The 15,395-nt window shown below is 67.0% G+C and carries 16 protein-coding genes; 10 read left to right on the plus strand and 6 right to left on the minus strand.

What is annotated here, in order from left to right:
• Positions 1 to 38 precede the first annotated feature (38 nt).
• The gene (locus tag ACT6UX_RS03410; protein ID WP_444773737.1) at positions 39 to 1,532 is read left to right on the plus strand and encodes a leucyl aminopeptidase; all 1,494 of its coding nucleotides are present in this window, start codon (positions 39 to 41) and stop codon (positions 1,530 to 1,532) included.
• A gap of 8 nt (positions 1,533 to 1,540) precedes the next feature.
• The gene (locus tag ACT6UX_RS03415) at positions 1,541 to 1,993 is read left to right on the plus strand and encodes a DNA polymerase III subunit chi (protein WP_444773738.1); all 453 of its coding nucleotides are present in this window, start codon (positions 1,541 to 1,543) and stop codon (positions 1,991 to 1,993) included.
• A 1-nt stretch (position 1,994) separates the two neighbouring features.
• On the opposite strand, the gene ACT6UX_RS03420 is transcribed toward ACT6UX_RS03415, so the two are convergent.
• A complete protein-coding gene (locus tag ACT6UX_RS03420) occupies positions 1,995 to 3,080 on the minus strand; it encodes a hypothetical protein (protein ID WP_444773739.1) in 1,086 nt (361 codons plus the stop codon).
• A 14-nt stretch (positions 3,081 to 3,094) separates the two neighbouring features.
• On the minus strand, positions 3,095 to 4,132 hold the full coding sequence (locus ACT6UX_RS03425; protein ID WP_444773740.1) for a cyclase family protein: 1,038 nt from the start codon (positions 4,130 to 4,132) through the stop codon (positions 3,095 to 3,097).
• A 64-nt stretch (positions 4,133 to 4,196) separates the two neighbouring features.
• Here ACT6UX_RS03425 and ACT6UX_RS03430 point away from each other — a divergent pair, with 64 nt between their 5' ends.
• Together ACT6UX_RS03430 and ACT6UX_RS03435 are read left to right on the plus strand one after the other, a co-directional pair.
• Positions 4,197 to 5,366, plus strand: coding sequence for a class I SAM-dependent methyltransferase (locus ACT6UX_RS03430; RefSeq protein WP_444773741.1), 1,170 nt, complete (start codon positions 4,197 to 4,199; stop codon positions 5,364 to 5,366).
• Positions 5,367 to 5,432: 66 nt separating this feature from the next.
• Positions 5,433 to 6,662, plus strand: coding sequence for an MFS transporter (locus tag ACT6UX_RS03435; RefSeq protein WP_444773742.1), 1,230 nt, complete (start codon positions 5,433 to 5,435; stop codon positions 6,660 to 6,662).
• Between the two features lie 3 nt (positions 6,663 to 6,665).
• On the opposite strand, the gene ACT6UX_RS03440 is transcribed toward ACT6UX_RS03435, so the two are convergent.
• Positions 6,666 to 8,543, minus strand: a complete 1,878-nt coding sequence (locus tag ACT6UX_RS03440) for an ABC-F family ATP-binding cassette domain-containing protein (RefSeq protein WP_444773743.1) — start codon at positions 8,541 to 8,543, stop codon at positions 6,666 to 6,668.
• Between the two features lie 126 nt (positions 8,544 to 8,669).
• On the opposite strand from ACT6UX_RS03440, the gene ndk reads away from it, so the two are divergent.
• Positions 8,670 to 9,092 (plus strand): nucleoside-diphosphate kinase, encoded by a 423-nt coding sequence (gene ndk / locus ACT6UX_RS03445; RefSeq protein WP_444773744.1) that lies wholly within the window; start codon positions 8,670 to 8,672, stop codon positions 9,090 to 9,092.
• Positions 9,093 to 9,163: 71 nt separating this feature from the next.
• On the opposite strand, the gene ACT6UX_RS03450 is transcribed toward ndk, so the two are convergent.
• Genes ACT6UX_RS03450 through purM form a run of 3 tightly spaced genes read right to left on the minus strand, consistent with a single transcriptional unit; the run spans position 9,164 to position 11,153 of the window.
• The gene (locus tag ACT6UX_RS03450; protein WP_444773745.1) at positions 9,164 to 9,367 is read right to left on the minus strand and encodes an aa3-type cytochrome c oxidase subunit IV; all 204 of its coding nucleotides are present in this window, start codon (positions 9,365 to 9,367) and stop codon (positions 9,164 to 9,166) included.
• Between the two features lie 41 nt (positions 9,368 to 9,408).
• Positions 9,409 to 10,059: a phosphoribosylglycinamide formyltransferase gene (gene purN, locus ACT6UX_RS03455; protein ID WP_444773746.1), complete on the minus strand. Its 651-nt coding sequence runs from the start codon at positions 10,057 to 10,059 to the stop codon at positions 9,409 to 9,411.
• On the minus strand, positions 10,047 to 11,153 hold the full coding sequence (purM, locus tag ACT6UX_RS03460) for a phosphoribosylformylglycinamidine cyclo-ligase (RefSeq protein WP_444773747.1): 1,107 nt from the start codon (positions 11,151 to 11,153) through the stop codon (positions 10,047 to 10,049). The genes purN and purM overlap by 13 nt, the downstream gene beginning before the upstream one ends.
• A 79-nt stretch (positions 11,154 to 11,232) precedes the next feature.
• Between purM and ACT6UX_RS03465 the strand changes: the two genes are divergently transcribed.
• Genes ACT6UX_RS03465 through ACT6UX_RS03485 form a run of 5 tightly spaced genes read left to right on the plus strand, consistent with a single transcriptional unit; the run spans position 11,233 to position 15,337 of the window.
• Positions 11,233 to 12,273 (plus strand): DUF2066 domain-containing protein, encoded by a 1,041-nt coding sequence (locus ACT6UX_RS03465; RefSeq protein WP_444773748.1) that lies wholly within the window; start codon positions 11,233 to 11,235, stop codon positions 12,271 to 12,273.
• 23 nt (positions 12,274 to 12,296) lie between these two features.
• Positions 12,297 to 13,376 carry an AI-2E family transporter gene (locus tag ACT6UX_RS03470; protein ID WP_444773749.1) on the plus strand — a complete coding sequence of 360 codons (1,080 nt, stop codon included), beginning with the start codon at positions 12,297 to 12,299 and terminating at the stop codon, positions 13,374 to 13,376.
• Positions 13,377 to 13,384: 8 nt separating this feature from the next.
• Positions 13,385 to 14,068 (plus strand): hypothetical protein, encoded by a 684-nt coding sequence (locus ACT6UX_RS03475; RefSeq protein WP_444773750.1) that lies wholly within the window; start codon positions 13,385 to 13,387, stop codon positions 14,066 to 14,068.
• Between the two features lie 13 nt (positions 14,069 to 14,081).
• Entirely contained in the window at positions 14,082 to 14,543 is a 462-nt protein-coding gene (locus ACT6UX_RS03480) for a DUF2147 domain-containing protein (RefSeq protein WP_444773751.1), read from the plus strand.
• Positions 14,544 to 14,557: 14 nt separating this feature from the next.
• Positions 14,558 to 15,337, plus strand: a complete 780-nt coding sequence (locus tag ACT6UX_RS03485) for an SDR family oxidoreductase (RefSeq protein WP_444773752.1) — start codon at positions 14,558 to 14,560, stop codon at positions 15,335 to 15,337.
• Positions 15,338 to 15,395: the final 58 nt, after the last annotated feature.

Genomic DNA, 15,395 nt, shown 5'->3' on the forward strand with positions numbered 1-15,395 from the left:
TATCGGGTCAAATCAGGCGCCAGGCGCAGGGGATGTAGATGAAAGTGGAGTTTTTGGCCTTTCCGAAGGCCTTTGCCGGCAATGTCGCAGTGTTCGTCGGGGCCGAAAAGCAGCTCCTGGCGACGGCCGAGGCCGTCGACGCGGCGGCCGACGGGGCCGTGACCCGCGCCCTGGAGGCAGGGCGCTTCACCGGCGCCAAGGGCCAGACCCAGACCGTACTCGGCCACTCCGGTGATGTTGCACGTCTTCTGCTGATTGGTGTGGGCAAGGGACAGGACCTTGATGCGCGGGCAGCCGAGGAGTTGGGCGGTGTCGTCGCCGCCGAGGCCAATGCCGCCGGCCACACCGCGGTGACGGTGGTCGTCGATCCGGTCAAGGGAAGCCGCCTGTCGCCGGCGGAGATGGCTGCGCATCTGGCCCTGGGCGTTCGCCTGCGCAGCTACCGCTTCGACAAGTACAAGACCAAGGACAAGCCGGAGCAGAAACTGTCGCTGCAGCGGCTTACCGTCGTGCTGGCCGCGCCCGCCGACGCCCGCAAGGCCTATGGCCAGCTCGAGCCGGTGGTGGACGCTGTGTTCCTGACGCGCGATCTGGTGAGCGAGCCGCCGAACGTTCTCTTTCCGGTGGAATTCGCCCGCCGCGCCAAGGAGCTCACAAAGCTCGGCGTGAAGGTGGAGATCCTGGGCGAAGCCGAGATGAAGAAGCTCGGCATGGAGACGCTGCTGGCCGTCGGGCACGGCAGTGGGCGCGATTCGCAGCTCCTCGTCATGAAGTGGATGAACGGCCCGAAGGGGCAGGCGCCGGTCGCCCTGATCGGCAAGGGCGTGTGCTTCGATACCGGCGGAATCTCGCTGAAGCCGGCCGCCGGCATGGAAGACATGAAATGGGACATGGGCGGCGCCGGTGCCGTCACCGGGGCCATGAGGCTGATCGCCGGCCGCAAGGCCAAGGCGAACGTGGTGGCGGTGTGCGCGCTCGTCGAGAACATGCCCGACGGCAATGCCCAGCGTCCGGGCGACGTCGTGAAGTCGATGTCGGGACAGACGGTCGAGGTCATCAACACCGACGCCGAAGGCCGGCTGATCCTGTGCGACGCCATGTGGTACGCGCAGGAGAAGTTCAAGCCGCAGGCGATGGTCGAGCTTTCGACCCTCACGGGTGCAATCATCGTCGCACTCGGCCACGAGCGGGCGGGACTGTTCTGCAACGACACCGAGCTGTCCAACCGGCTCCGTGCGGCAGGTGCGGGAATCGGCGAGAAGCTGTGGCGCATGCCGCTCGGCCCGAAGTACGACAAGCTCATCGATTCCGAGATCGCGGACATGAAGAACGTGGGCGGCGGTCGCGATGGCGGCTCGATCACGGCCGCGCAGTTCCTGCAGCGGTTCGTGCAGGACGGCGTCGCCTGGGCGCATATCGACATCGCTGGCGTCGCCTGGTCGGGCAAGGGCGACACCATCACGCCCAAGGGTGCCACGGCTTTCGGCGTGCGCCTGCTCGACCGGCTGATCGCCGAGAATTACGAAGGCTGACCGAGCCGATGGCGACCGAGGTCAACTTCTATCATCTGACCCGATCGTCGCTGGAAGACACGCTGCCGCGCCTGCTGACCAAGACGTTGCAGGCGGGGGAGCGGGCGGTGGTGCTGCTCGGGTCGCCGGAGCGGGTGGATGCGTTGAACACCCATCTCTGGGTTTACGATCCCGACGGCTTCCTGCCGCATGGAGCCGCCCGGGACGGTGAGGCCGACCGCCAGCCCATCTGGCTGACGCATCTCGATGAGAATCCCAACGGCGCCGGCTTTCTCTTCGTCGCCGATCGGGCGAGATCGGGGAGAGTCGGGGACTACAAGCGCTGCTTCGAACTGTTCGACGGCCGCGATGAGACAGCGGTGGACGACGCGCGCGAGCGCTGGAAGGCCTACAAGACCGCAGGCCACGCCGTCGCCTATTGGCAGCAGACCGAGACCGGCGGCTGGGAGAAGAAGGCTTGAGCTAACGCCTGTCGCGGGGGCGCAGATAGGCACGCCAGGCGGCGGCCAGCCGCTCGCGCAACGGGATCGGCCCTTCCGGCCGGTAGAAGTCCGGCGGATCGGATTCGAAGCGGGCCATGTAGCGGCGATAGTCGAGCGGCCGGGCGCGATCGCCCTGCGCCTGGGCCGCGAGCAGATCGAGGCCGCGATCGACATCGATCACTGCGGTCAGCCTGTCTCGACAGCCGAGCAACAGTTCGGCCGCGGCATCGGGCACGTCCCAGCCCGAGAGGATCGCGGCAAGCTTTGCGACCTTCTCGGCGCTCAGCGGTGAGAGGAGGGCCGGACCGTTCGGGCCAAGCAGATCGAGGGCGTAGTAGGCCTCGCCCTGGAAGGGGCGACCGGAATGGGTCTCGGCAGGCGTCGGCCAGATGTAGCGGGCGGGTAGCGCCCGCGAGGAATAGTTGCGCACGTCCAGTCGGAACAGATCGAAGCCGTGACGGCGCATGAAGCGGTCGGTGTTGTGGAAGGAATGCTCGTCGGGGGTGCCGTCGCCCACGAAGTTCACTTCCATCTGCACGGCCAGCAGGTTCGCCGGCAGCCGTCCCTCGAAGCTCTGCAGGATCTGCCAGTCGATGCCGTCGGTATCGATCTTCATGTAGTCGAGATCCGTCCAGCCGCGCGCCGCGAGCAACTCTGGCACGACCACGGGCTTCGAGGGATCGGCGAGACCGGTCAGCTCCCAGGCATTGTGCCGGAGCTGCTCCTCGGTGGAGGCCATCCTGAGTTTGGCGTCGCGAATCTCGCGTGTGCGCATGAAACTCATGCGATCGCGCATCTTCATGATCAGCGGTGCCGCGGGGCCGGCCGACAGGTCGATCGGTGCATCGGCGCGAGGGCTCACGAACGCGGCCACGTAGGAGACGTCCGGGTTTTTCTCCTCCGAGGTGAGGCGTTGGCATTCGCTGGCGCTGGCGTCGATTCCCAGCGCCTTGAGCCTGTTGCCGAAGGCACGCCATTTCGGATCGAGGCCCCCGGAACAGCCGATGTCCAGCAACGCGAATCGCTCCGCCTTCAGCCCTTGGGCGACGAACGCCGTGAACGACATCGCGACGGCCGACCTCAGACCGTGGCGACGGGAGTCGCGGGCGAACCGACGGCGCCGGGCAGGCGGAGCGGTGGCGCCGTCAGCAGGAAGCGCGAGCGCTGCCTCTCGCGCAGCCAGAGTGCCAGGTCCTTCAGCCACCAGATCTCGCCGAGATTGAGCCCCAGCTTGAACAGGCAGTGATTGTGGAGCGGCAGCGACGGATGGTCGGCATCGTCGGGACCGGGCTTCGCCGGCACGGCCTCGACGCCGTAATTGTCGGCGATCAGCGCCGAGATCTGGCTGTCGGTGATCCACTGCAGCAGGCGCTTGTCGCGGCCGTCGAGCACGCAGCACATCGCATGTGCGCGGGCCGGGTCGACGTTCTTGTTCATCTTCATGATCTCGTCGGTGAAGCCCGTGTACAGCAGCATCATGTCGCCGGGCTCGACCACGACCTTGTCGGCGTCGAGTACGCGCTTGAAATCGTCGTAGCTCACATACTTGTGGTCGCGCCCATAGTGCTTCTCCAGATCGACCAGGACGGCACGGCCCTGGATCGCCTTGGCGGCCATGTTCTCGACGCCGAGCTTGTGGGCATAGCTGAGATGGCCGCAGCCATCGCGGCCGGCGTCGGGCAGCGGACCGACCACGTCGGAGCCGGCCTTGAAGCCATTGTAGTAGAGCGGCTCGGGCACGCCGTCGCCATCGGCATCGAACAAGCCGCCGACATGGGCCAGCGTGTCCCACTGGGTCGAATACTGCAGCGTCAGGATCACCCGGTCGTCGCTCGCCACATCGACGAACTGCGGGTTCAGACTGTTGGTCAGGAAGTTGAAGCGCCAGCCGTTCTCGTCGCCGGTGGGCGACAGGACGGGCGGCAGGCGGCGCGCGTTCAAGACGTTGCCGCCCGGAAAATCGAGCGGGAGACTAAGGCAGAAGGACAGGCCTTCCTTCACCTCGGCAATGCCCTCAAGCACCTTTTTCGGCGTGATCAGGTTGAGGCGGCCGAGTTGGTCCTCGTCGCCCCAGTCTCCCCAGGTCGAACCTTCGGGGCGATGCTTCCAGCGCTTCATTTGGTACTCCCTTTTGCGGCGGCGACACTAGCGCACGCGTGCCCGACGCGCCTAGTGTCGAGAAATGTCCGACGAATTCCTCAGTCTGTCGCGCGACAAGTGGCGCGAGTTGCCAGCGGGGGGTGAAACTCTCGGCCGCACCTATTCGGGCGATCTCCTGTCGCTCGACGGGGCCTCGCTGATGGCGCATTGGCGCCGGATGAACGAGGCGGCGGTGGTCCCCGATGTCCGCGGCTGGTTTCACTGTCTCTACGGCGATGTATTCGCCGGGCGGCGTGTGGTCGAAGTGGGCTCGGGCTTCGGCTTCGACGGCATCAGCTTTCTGGCGCGCGGGGCGCACTGGACGTTTTCGGACCTCGTCCTCGACAACTTGAACGTGGTTCGCCGTGTTGTGGAAAGTCTGGGTCTGGGCGAACGCGCCAGCTATCTTCACGTCGAGAACGAGCGGTCGTTCGCCGGACTGAAGGGCGGACCCTACGATGCGGTGTGGGCGATCGGTTCACTGCATCATGCGCCGTTCGACATCGCGCGAACCGAGACGCTCGACCTGCTGCGGCACCTGAAAGCCGGAGGGCGCTGGATCGAGCTCACCTATCCATACGAGCGGTGGCTCCGAGAGGGCTCGCTGCCCTTTTCCGAGTTTGGCAAGCGCACCGACGGTGAACGCACGCCGTGGGCCGAATGGTACGACCTCGAGAAGGTGAAGCGCCGGCTGTTTCCGTCCCGCACGACCACGATCCTGGACTTCACGACGGGCGGCGGCAATTTCGGGTGGGTCGATCTGCGGGTCGACGAACTCAATCCGGAGTCGGGGCAATCGCCCGAGGTATCGCTCATGGGATATCCTGCGACGGCGCTGAACCAGGCGTCGCTCAAGGCGCTGCCGGGCGAATGGCGACTGGTCTGCTCTCCCAACATCTGGTGGTATGCGATGTCGATCGGCCTCGAGCAGGCGACGCAGAAGCTTGGCTCGCTGCCGTTCCCCGGCCTCGGCTATGCCGTCGACCTGGAGATCGATGTCCAGAGCGGGAGTGTGGGCGTCGTCCTTGCCGATGAGAATCCGGACAGCTTCGTGGGACGCGAACGCATCCTGGATGCGAGGCCTTCGACGCATCGTGTCACCGTCTTGACCTACGACGCGACGAAGCCGGTACAGCTGCTGGTCCGCAACACAATTCATGGTGTGGCAAGCCAGATGCGCATACGGTCGGCGTCCCTGCGCTTCGCCGCATAGCTCGTCCACGCAATTCCGCCGCCGTTCGCGCTGCGGATCCCCTATGATGGGCATCACGAGGTGCCCATGTCCGCAGCCACCGCCACGCCGCTTCAGCATGATTTCCGGGTGATCAGCCTGATCGGCGTCGCCCACGGGGTGAGCCACTACTATCAGCTCGCCTTCGCGACCATGCTCCTGATCGTCCGCCAGGAAGCGGGATTGAGCTACGCCGATGTCGGCCTGCTGGCGGGAATGTTCTACGGCGTTTCCGGGGTGGCCCAGACCGCAGCGGGCTTTGCCGTGGACCGGTTCGGCGCCCGTCCGATCCTCGCCGGCGGCCTTTTCGTCGTCGGCCTCGGTCTTGCGTGCATCTCGGTCGCGCATTCCTTCCTGGGGTTCGCCTGCATCGCGGTCATTGCCGGGCTGGGCAACTCGGTCTTCCATCCCGCCGACTTCGCCCTGCTGAATTCGTCGGTGAACACGCACCGCCTCGGCCGCGCCTTCAGCATTCATGGGCTGGGCGGATCGCTGGGCTGGGCCGCAGCGCCCGTGATGTACTTCCTCGACAGCATGTTCGGCTGGGTCGGGGCGGCCCTGATCGGCGCGTTGCCCGGCATCGTGCTGTCGGGACTGGTGCTCGCCCATCGCGAGCAGCTGGTCGATCACAGGGTCAAGGTGCGTGCGGCCGCGGCGCAGGCCGGCGGCCGGCCGGGGCTGGCGCTGTTCCTGCAGCCCACGCTGCTGCTCTGCCTCGCGTACTTCGCGCTGATCGCCGCCAACACCGTCGGCATCCAGCAGTTCGCCGTGCCCGCCTGGAGCGGCATGTTCGGCGTCACCGAGAACTATGCCGCCTTCTGCCTGATCGTGTTCATCGCCGGTTCGGCCGCGGGCATTCTGGTCGGCGGCTATTTCGCCGACCGCGTCCGCCGGCACGATCTGGTGGCGGCGTTCGGCCTCCTGGCGGCGGCCGCGCTCACCGTGCCGATCGCGACCCAGACCGTGTCGTCCGCGGTGCTGCCGCTCCTGCTGGCGTTGGCGGGCGCCGCCGGCGGCATCACCAATCCGTCGCGCGACATGATCGTACGCGGTGCGACGCCTCCCGGCGCGTCGGGCAAGGTCTTCGGCTTCGTCTATTCGGGGCTCGACATCGGCTCGTTCGTGGCGCCGCCGCTGTACGGCGTGCTGATGACCAGCGGCCTGCCGGCCGTGATCTTCTGGATCGCCGTCGGGCTCTACACCTTCAACGCCGGGATGGTGATGCTGATCCGCAACAGCACCACCCGCAGGCCTGCCTATCCCGCGGCCGCCGAGTAGGACTCAGGCAGCGGCTTCCAGGGCTTCCTGGGCGGACAGCCAGCGCTTTTCGGCGTTTGCGACCTCACGCTCGAGACGCGCCTTTTCCTTCTGCAGATCGGTCACGACGCTGCCGGGCCCCGCATAGATCGCCGGATCGGCGAGCTTGGCCAGGACACCGTCCAGCTGTTCCGTGAGACGCGCCAGCATCTTCTCGGCGCTGTCGACCGCCTTCTTGAGCGGCGCCTTGTTGCTCCGGTTGTCGGCGGCGGCCTTGCGCTGGTCCTTCTTGCTGCCGGCGTCGGCCGGCTTCTCGGCCTTCGGCGGACGCGCGCCGCGCTCCTTCAGAAGCTTGGCCTGGTACTCGTCGATGTCGCCATCGAAGGCCTTCACCGTCCCGCCCTGGACCACCCACAGGGCGTCCGCAACCATCTTCACCAGATGCGTGTCATGGCTCACGAGCACGACCGCGCCCTCGAAGTCGTTGATGGCGTCGACCAGCGAGGCGCGCGCGTCCATGTCGAGATGGTTGGTCGGCTCGTCGAGCAGCAGCATGTGCGGCGCGGTGCGCGTGGCGAGCGCCAGTAGCAGGCGGGTCTTCTCGCCACCCGACATGACGCCGACCTTGAGGTTGGCGCGGTCGCGCGAGAAGCCGAAGCGGCCGAGCTGGGCACGCACCTTGGCCTCGCCGGCGCCGGGTCCGAGCGCACGAGCCATGTGGTCGAACGGGGTCGCCTCGAAGTCGAGGCCTTCCTCCTGATCCTGCGAGAAGTAACCGACCCGCAGCTTCGGCGTCTTCTTCAGCTGGCCTTCGCGCGCCTCGAGCCGCTGCGAGAGCAGGCGGATGAAGGTCGACTTGCCGTTGCCGTTCTGGCCGAGCAGGGCGATGCGGTCTTCCATGTCGATGCGCAGGTCTAGGTTGCGCAGCACCAGCGGCCCGTCGGGATAGCCCACGGAGACCTGGTCGAGCGTTTCGATCGGCGAGGCAAGAATCTCGGGTGAGGGGAAGTTGAACGAGATGCGCTCGTCGATCGGCACCGAGGCGACGGGCCCGAGCTTCTCGATCATCTTCATGCGCGACTGGGCCTGGCGCGCCTTGCTGGCCTTGGCCTTGAAGCGGTCGACGAAGGCCTGCATGTGCTTGCGCTGCGCGGCGACCTTGGCTTGTTGCGCGGCGTCATTGGCGAGGCGCTCGGCGCGCGTGCGCTCGAAGAAGTCGTAGTTGCCGGTGTAGGCGACGAGCTTCTGCTGGTCGATGTGGACGATGTGGTCGCACACGTCGTTCAGCAGGTCGCGGTCGTGGCTCACCATCAGGACGGTGTTGCGGAAGCGCTTCAGATACTCGGTGAGCCAGATCATCGCCTCGACGTCGAGGTGGTTCGACGGCTCGTCGAGGATGAGGAGGTCCGGGCTGCTGAACAGCGTTCCGGCCAAGGCCACGCGCATGCGCCAGCCACCCGAGAATTCGCCGCAGGGGCGGGATTGCTTCTCGTTGTCGAAGCCCAGGCCGTTCAGGATCGACGCCGCCCGGGAAGGCGCAGTCGCCGCGCCGATTTCCTCGAGACGGGCATGAATCTCGGCGAGGCGAACGCCGTCCTGGCAGGTCGCATCCTCGGCCAGCAACGCGCTGCGCTCGACGTCGGCCGCGAGCACCGCATCGATCACCCTGATGTCGCCTCCGGGCGGGTCCTGTGGGACCGAGCCGACGCGGGTGCGGCCCATCAGGTTGATCTCGCCGCTGTCGGCTTCGATCTGGCGCTGGATCAGGCGCAACAGGGTCGACTTGCCGGCGCCGTTGCGGCCGACGAGGCCGACCTTCCAGCCGTCGGAGAAGGCCGCGGAGGCGCGGTCGAAGAGCACCCGCTCGCCGTGGCGGAAGGAGATATCACTGATGTGGAGCATGGGCGCGGGCATTTACCATGCGATTTGGCCGCAAACCAAGCGTGTTGGGCCCGCTTGCCGGGTCCAAACCCCGCGTCTATAAGGCGCGCCCAAGTATTGAAAATCACTGCCTCCAAGAGGGAATTCATGGCCGTCGAACGTACTTTCTCGATTCTCAAGCCGGACGCGACTCGCCGGAACCTGACCGGCAAGATCAACGCCCGCTTCGAAGAGAAGGGCCTGCGCATCGTCGCCCAGAAGCGCATCCAGATGAGCCGCCAGCAGGCCGAGCAGTTCTACGGCGTCCACAAGGAGCGTCCGTTCTTCGGTGAACTCTGCGCGTTCATGACCTCCGGCCCGGTCGTGGTGCAGGTCCTCGAAGGCGAGAACGCCGTCGCGAAGAACCGCGAGATCATGGGCGCGACCAACCCGGCCAACGCCGATGCCGGCACGATCCGTAAGGACTTCGCCGAGTCGATCGAAGCCAACTCGGTGCACGGCTCGGACTCGCCCGAGAACGCGGCCATCGAGATCGCCTATTTCTTCGCGGGCTCCGAGATCGTCGGCTGACGCGGGGACGCCCAGCCAAACAAAAAGCGGCCCAACCGGGCCGCTTTTCTTTTGGAGCCGTGCCCCCGATGTCAGTCCAGGACGGCAAAGCCGATGAGGAGCGCGATCGAGCCGCCGACGCCGAGCACCACGCCCAGCAGCGGCAGGTGCGCGATCAAGCCGATGGCCATCGAGACCAGGAGAACGATGATCCAGAGGAGCGTGAACGTCACCAGCTTGCTGAACGCCGAGTAGGTCGCCGCGTGAGCCGGATAGTCATCCTTTGCTTCAGCCATATCTCATCCCCGCTTGAAATCGTTGGCGATCTTATATCGGACTAGGTTTCTCGGGAAAAGAGGAGCGTGGCGTCGCAGGTGACACCTTTGACCTCGATCTTTTCGCCATTGATCGCGATCCGGCCTTCGCCGAACCAGCGCACCACAAGCGGATACAGACGATGTTCCTGGCGCAGGATGCGCGCCGCAAGCGTCTCTTCCGTGTCGCCAGCCAGAACCGGCACCGCAGCCTGCGCAATGATCGGCCCCGAATCGAGATCCGGCGTCACCAGATGGGCGGTGCAGCCGCTCACGCGGACGCCGGCTTCCAGCGCCTGGCGCTGCACATGCAGGCCCTTGAAGGCCGGCAGAAGGGACGGGTGGATGTTGATCAGCCGGTCCGCCCAGCGCGCGGGAAACCACGGGCTGAATATGCGCATGAACCCTGCCAGCACGACCAGTTCGACCCGATGGCGCTCGAGTTCGGCCGAGACGGCCCGGTCGAAGGTCTCGCGATCGGGATGGTCGCGGTGGGAGACGGTGGCTGTCGGGATACCGGCCGCTGCGGCTATGGCGATGCCTGGCGCCTCCTGCCTGTTGCTCACGACGCAGCCGATCTCGGCCGGGTAGTCTTCGGCCTTCGCGGCCTCGATCAGCGCGGCGAGGTTGCTGCCGCGGCCGGAGATCAGAACCCCGACCTTCAGCTTCGCCATAGGCTTTCGGCATGGTCGACGACGCAGTCGGCCTCGTCGGTCTGCGCCTTCTCGATCACGCCGATCTCGCTTACCGTCTCGCCGGTCTCCGTCAGCGCGTGGACGACGCGAGCGGCGTCGTCGCTGGCGACGACCACGATCATGCCGAGACCGCAGTTGAAGGTCCGCAGCATGTCGTCGGTCGGGACCTGGCCAACCTCGCGCAGCCACTGGAAGACGCGCGGCGGCGTCCACTGGCGGGCGTCGAGGCGGGCACGCGTCCCGTCGGGCAGGCAGCGCGGCACGTTGCCGGGCAGGCCACCGCCGGTGATGTGCGCAATACCCTTGATCGCGCCGGTCGCCCGGATCACCTGCAGGAGCTGCTTCACATAGATGCGGGTCGGTTCGAGCAGGGCCTCGCCCAGCGTCGCGTCGGCGAACGGCGCGCGGTCGGCATATTTCAGGCCGCTGCGCTCGACGATCCGGCGCACCAGCGAATAGCCGTTGGAGTGCGGGCCGCTCGACGCGAGGCCAAGGACGACGTCGCCGGGCGCGATGTCGGTGCGCGGCAGCAGGGCGTTGCGCTCCGCCGCGCCGACGGTGAAGCCCGCGAGATCGTAGTCGCCGTCGGCATACATGCCGGGCATCTCTGCGGTCTCGCCACCGACCAGCGCGCATCCCGCACGGCGGCAGCCTTCGGCGATGCCGGCCACGAGGCGGCGCCCGACATCGACGTCGAGACGACCGCTGGCATAGTAATCGAGGAAGAACAGCGGCTCGGCGCCCTGGACCACGATGTCGTTGACGCACATCGCCACGAGGTCGATGCCGACCGTGTCGGGAACCGCGGCTTCGATGGCGACCTTCAGCTTGGTGCCGACGCCATCGGTTCCGGACACCAGGATCGGGTCGCTGAACCCGGCGGCCTTGAGATCGAACAGGCCGCCGAAGCCGCCGAGCCCGCCCATCACACCCGGCCGGTTGGTGCTCTTCGCCAACGGCTTGATGTGCTCGACGAGGTCGTCGCCCGCATCGATGTCGACGCCGGCGTCCTTGTAGGTGAGGGGGGGCCGATTGTGGCCGGGGGCGTCAGGCTTCAAGCCGGGCTCATTCATGCTAATACGGTGCGCGAACATAGCCAAAAACCGGACCCCCGCAATGCCGATAGGCCGCGTCTTTTCCACGATAGCTGCCGTGCTCCTGGCGGTGCTCGCCGCGAACGTCACCCTGGCGCAGTCCCCGGGAGGGACCGGCTACGATGTCACCGGCGTGGATGTCGACGTGAGCGGGGCCGATCCGGTGCAGGCCCGGGCACAGGGAATCCGCGAGGCGCGGCGCAAGGCCTTGGGCCTTCTCGTCGACCGGCTGGTGCCGGCTGAAGATCGTGCACGGCTACCGCAGATCGACGATGCGCAGCTCGAAAGCATGGTTCGCGGCATCGAATTCGTGCGCGAGCGCCCGGCGCCCGGCCGCTACAGCGCCACCCTGAACGTCGTTTTCGTGCCCGATGCCGTGAAGGGGTACCTGAGCGGGGCGGGCGCCCGGGTTGTGGAGACCGTGCCGCGGCCGGCGCTGGTGATCCCCTTGTGGAAGGGGCCCGCCGGGGTGGAGCCGCTCAACGACCGCAATGCCTGGCGCGAGGCCTGGCAGCAGCTCGACAGTGCCGGCAGCGCCGTGCCGGTCACGCTGGTTCGCGGCGATCCGACCGACCAGGGCGCTCTCTCGGCAGAACAGGCCTATGTCGGCGACGTCTCCGCGCTGGCGCGGCTCAACCAGCGCTATCGGGCGCCGACGATCATCGTGGCCACCGTCGAGGGCGACAAGGCGAGCGGCGGCCTCACGGTCGGCGGCCTGCGCTACGACACGCAAACGGGCGCCCGCAGCGAGATTCCGCCCATCCCGGTCGCCAGCGCGGCGGATCTCCCGGGGGCTGTGAAGGCGATCCATTCCAAGGCCGATCAGGACTGGCGCAGCATCGGCACCGTCCGCCGCGATTCGCAGGATTCGCTGGACGTCGTCGTGCCCATCCGCGCGCTCAGCGACTGGGTCCAGGTGCGGCAACGGCTCGGCGCCATTCCCGCCGTAAAATCGGTCACGGTGAAGACGCTGGAATCCGACCGTGCGGAACTCCGGCTCGACTTCTTCGGCTCGCCCGAGGAACTGCAGCGTACGCTGGCCCAGGCGGGGCTGAACCTGTCCCAGGACATGGGGCGCTGGCAATTGCAGCCGCGCTAGTGCGCGCTCGGGAGTCAGATCGAATGGGGCAGACCGCCACGGGACGCTGGATCTTCTGGGTCGCGGCCGCTGCAAGCTTCCTGCTGCTCATGTGGCTGTTGAACGACATTCTGCTACCGTTCGTCGTCGGCATGGTGGTCGCCTACTTCCTCGACCCGGTCGTCGTGCGGCTGCAGCGGGCTCGCCTGTCGCGCACCATGGCGACCGCCCTCGTGACGATCGTGGCGGTGCTGGTGGGCGTGGGTGTCGTGATGGCGATCCTGCCGCCCCTGTTCGGGCAGGTCCAGTCGCTGATCACCAGCGCCCCCGAGTACATCGTGAAGGCGCTCGGCCGTATCCAGCCCCTGCTCGAACCGCTGCGCGACAGGCTCGGGCTGGAGCCGATGAGCATGCACGATCTGCAGTCGGAGGCAACGCAGTGGGCGGGTAAGGGGCTTGCGGTCGCGGGTGGCATTGCCGGGGCGCTCGCCGAGCGCGGCGTGGCGATCATCAACCTCCTCGGCCTGCTCTTCATCACGCCTGTGGTGACCTTCTACATGCTTCGGGACTGGGAGAAGCTCGTCGCGGCAATCGACAACTCGCTGCCCCTCGAACACGCCGACACGATTCGCAAGCTGACGGCGGAATCGAATGCCGCCATCGCCGGTTTCGTGCGTGGCCAGGCCCTGGTCTGCCTCGCCCTCGGAACTTTCTACGGGATCGGCCTCACGCTGGTGGGATTGCAGTTCGGCCTCGTCATCGGACTGATCGCGGGCGCCATCTCCTTCATCCCGTTCGTGGGCACCTTCGTGGGCGGGGTCATGGCGCTGGGCATGGCGCTGGCGCAGTTCCCGCCGGACTGGATCGGCGTCGTGAAGGTCGCGGCGGTGTTCGTGGTGGGGCAGATGCTCGAGGGGAATTTTCTCTCGCCCAAGCTGGTCGGCGACCGCGTCGGCCTGCATCCGGTCTGGATCATGTTCGCGCTGCTGGCCGGCGGCTCGCTGTTCGGCTTCACCGGGGTGCTCATCGCCGTTCCCGTGGCGGCGATCCTCGGCGTGGTCGCCCGCCACTTCATCGCCCGCTATCGCGACAGCGATCTCTATCGCGGCGGCGCTCCCAGTTGAGCTGACCCATGGCAAACCAGCTCACCCTGGACCTCGCCCTGCCGCCGCCGACCTACGCCCGGGAAGATTTCGTCGTGGCGGACGGAAACCGCGAAGCCCTGGCCTGGATCGACCGCTGGCCGGACTGGCCGGCGCCCGCCCTGTCGCTCAGTGGCCCGACCGGTTGTGGAAAGACCCATCTCGGGCGCATCTGGGCCGCGCGCAGCGGCGCGACCCTGATGGCGGGTCGCGACTTCGAGGGCAGGAACGTCGCCGACCTCACAGACCTCGCGACGGCCTCGCCTGCCATCGTGATCGAGGAGGCGGATCGAGCCCCCGAGCGCGCGCTCTTCCATCTCTACAATCTCGTGCGCGAGCGCGGCGGCCACATGCTGTTGATCTCAGGCGAACCACCCGCCCGCTGGTCGATCGACTTGCCCGACCTCGCCTCGCGCCTCCGTGCCGCGCCCGCCGTGGCCGTGGCACCGCCGGATGACGAGCTTCTGGGCTCGATCATCCTGAAACAGCTGGCGGACCGGCAATTGCACGCGGGCGCCGGCGTCGTGCAGTATCTCGTCTCGCACATGGAGCGGTCGGCCGATGCGGCCCGCCGCGTCGTGGCGGGCCTCGACCGGCGCGCCCTGATCGAGCGGCGCGAGATCGACCGCCGCTTGGCGACGGACGTGCTGGCCGACCTCGCCGGTACCTTGTGAGAGGGAGGAAGTGATGAAGACGATCCTCGCCGTTTGCGCGCTCAGCCTCGTGGCGACGGCGGCCTCGGCACAGCAGGGTACGGTCATGGGAACCTGGCTCTCGGAGTCGGGCGTGGCCCAGATCAAGATCGGACCTTGCCCGGATGCGGCCAGCGGCCCGATCTGCGGCTATGTCGCCAATCTCATCGATCCCAAGGGGCCGGACGGCGCGGCGGTCGCACCGGCTTCCGCCACCGATTATCGCAACGAGAACCCCGCCCTGCGCACGCGGAAGGTGATCGGCATGCCGCTGATCTGGGGCTTCAAGCAGGCCGCCCAGCCCAATACGTACGAGGACGGCAAGATCTACAACGGCGAGGACGGTAAGACCTACAGCGCCAACATCAGCCTCCAGCCGGACGGCAAGCTGCGCCTGCGCGGTTTCGTCGGCACGCCGATGTTCGGCAAGACACAGATCTGGACACGCGTGAATTAGGAGAGGAAACGCAAATGGACATGGGCATCAAGGGCCGCAAGGCCATCGTCTGCGCGGCGAGCAAGGGATTGGGGCGCGGCTGCGCCGAGGCGCTGGCGGGTGAGGGCGTCGATCTCGTGATCAACGCGCGCACGAAATCCGAACTCGAGGCGACGGCCGAGGAAATCCGCAAGAAGTACGGCGTGAACGTCACGGCGGTCGCCGTCGATGTCACGACCGACGAGGGACGCAAGCAGGTGCTGGCCGCTTGTCCCGAGCCCGACATCATCGTGAACAACGCCGGCGGCCCGCCGCCGGGCAACTTCCGGGACTGGAACCGCGAGGACTGGATCAAGGCGCTCGACGCCAACATGCTGACGCCGATCGAGTTCATCAAGGCGAGCGTCGACGGCATGATGAAGCGCGGCTTCGGACGCATCGTGAACATCACGTCGAGCTCGGTGAAGGCGCCGATCGACATCCTGGGCCTCAGCAATGGCGCGCGCTCGGGTCTGACCGGCTTCGTGGCCGGCGTCGCGCGCACCACGATCCGTCATGGCGTGACGATCAACGGCCTGCTGCCGGGACCCTTCGACACCGACCGGCTGCGCGGCACGACCAAAGCGCGTGCGGCGAAGGCAGGGCGCAGCTTCGAGGAAGAGTACGCCGCCGGCGCCAAGGCGCATCCCGCCGGCCGCTTCGGCACGGCCGAGGAGTTCGGCATGATGTGCGCGTTCCTGTGCAGCGTCCACGCGGGCTACATGACCGGCCAGAACATCCTGATGGATGGCGGCCAGTATCCTGGTACCTACTGACGGAGTCGGCGTCGGTCGAGACGTACGAGCAGAGAGCCTCGCCCTCAGTCTATCCGTA

It is taken from the genome of Reyranella sp., from assembly GCF_052439685.1.
Lineage (GTDB): Bacteria > Pseudomonadota > Alphaproteobacteria > Reyranellales > Reyranellaceae > Reyranella.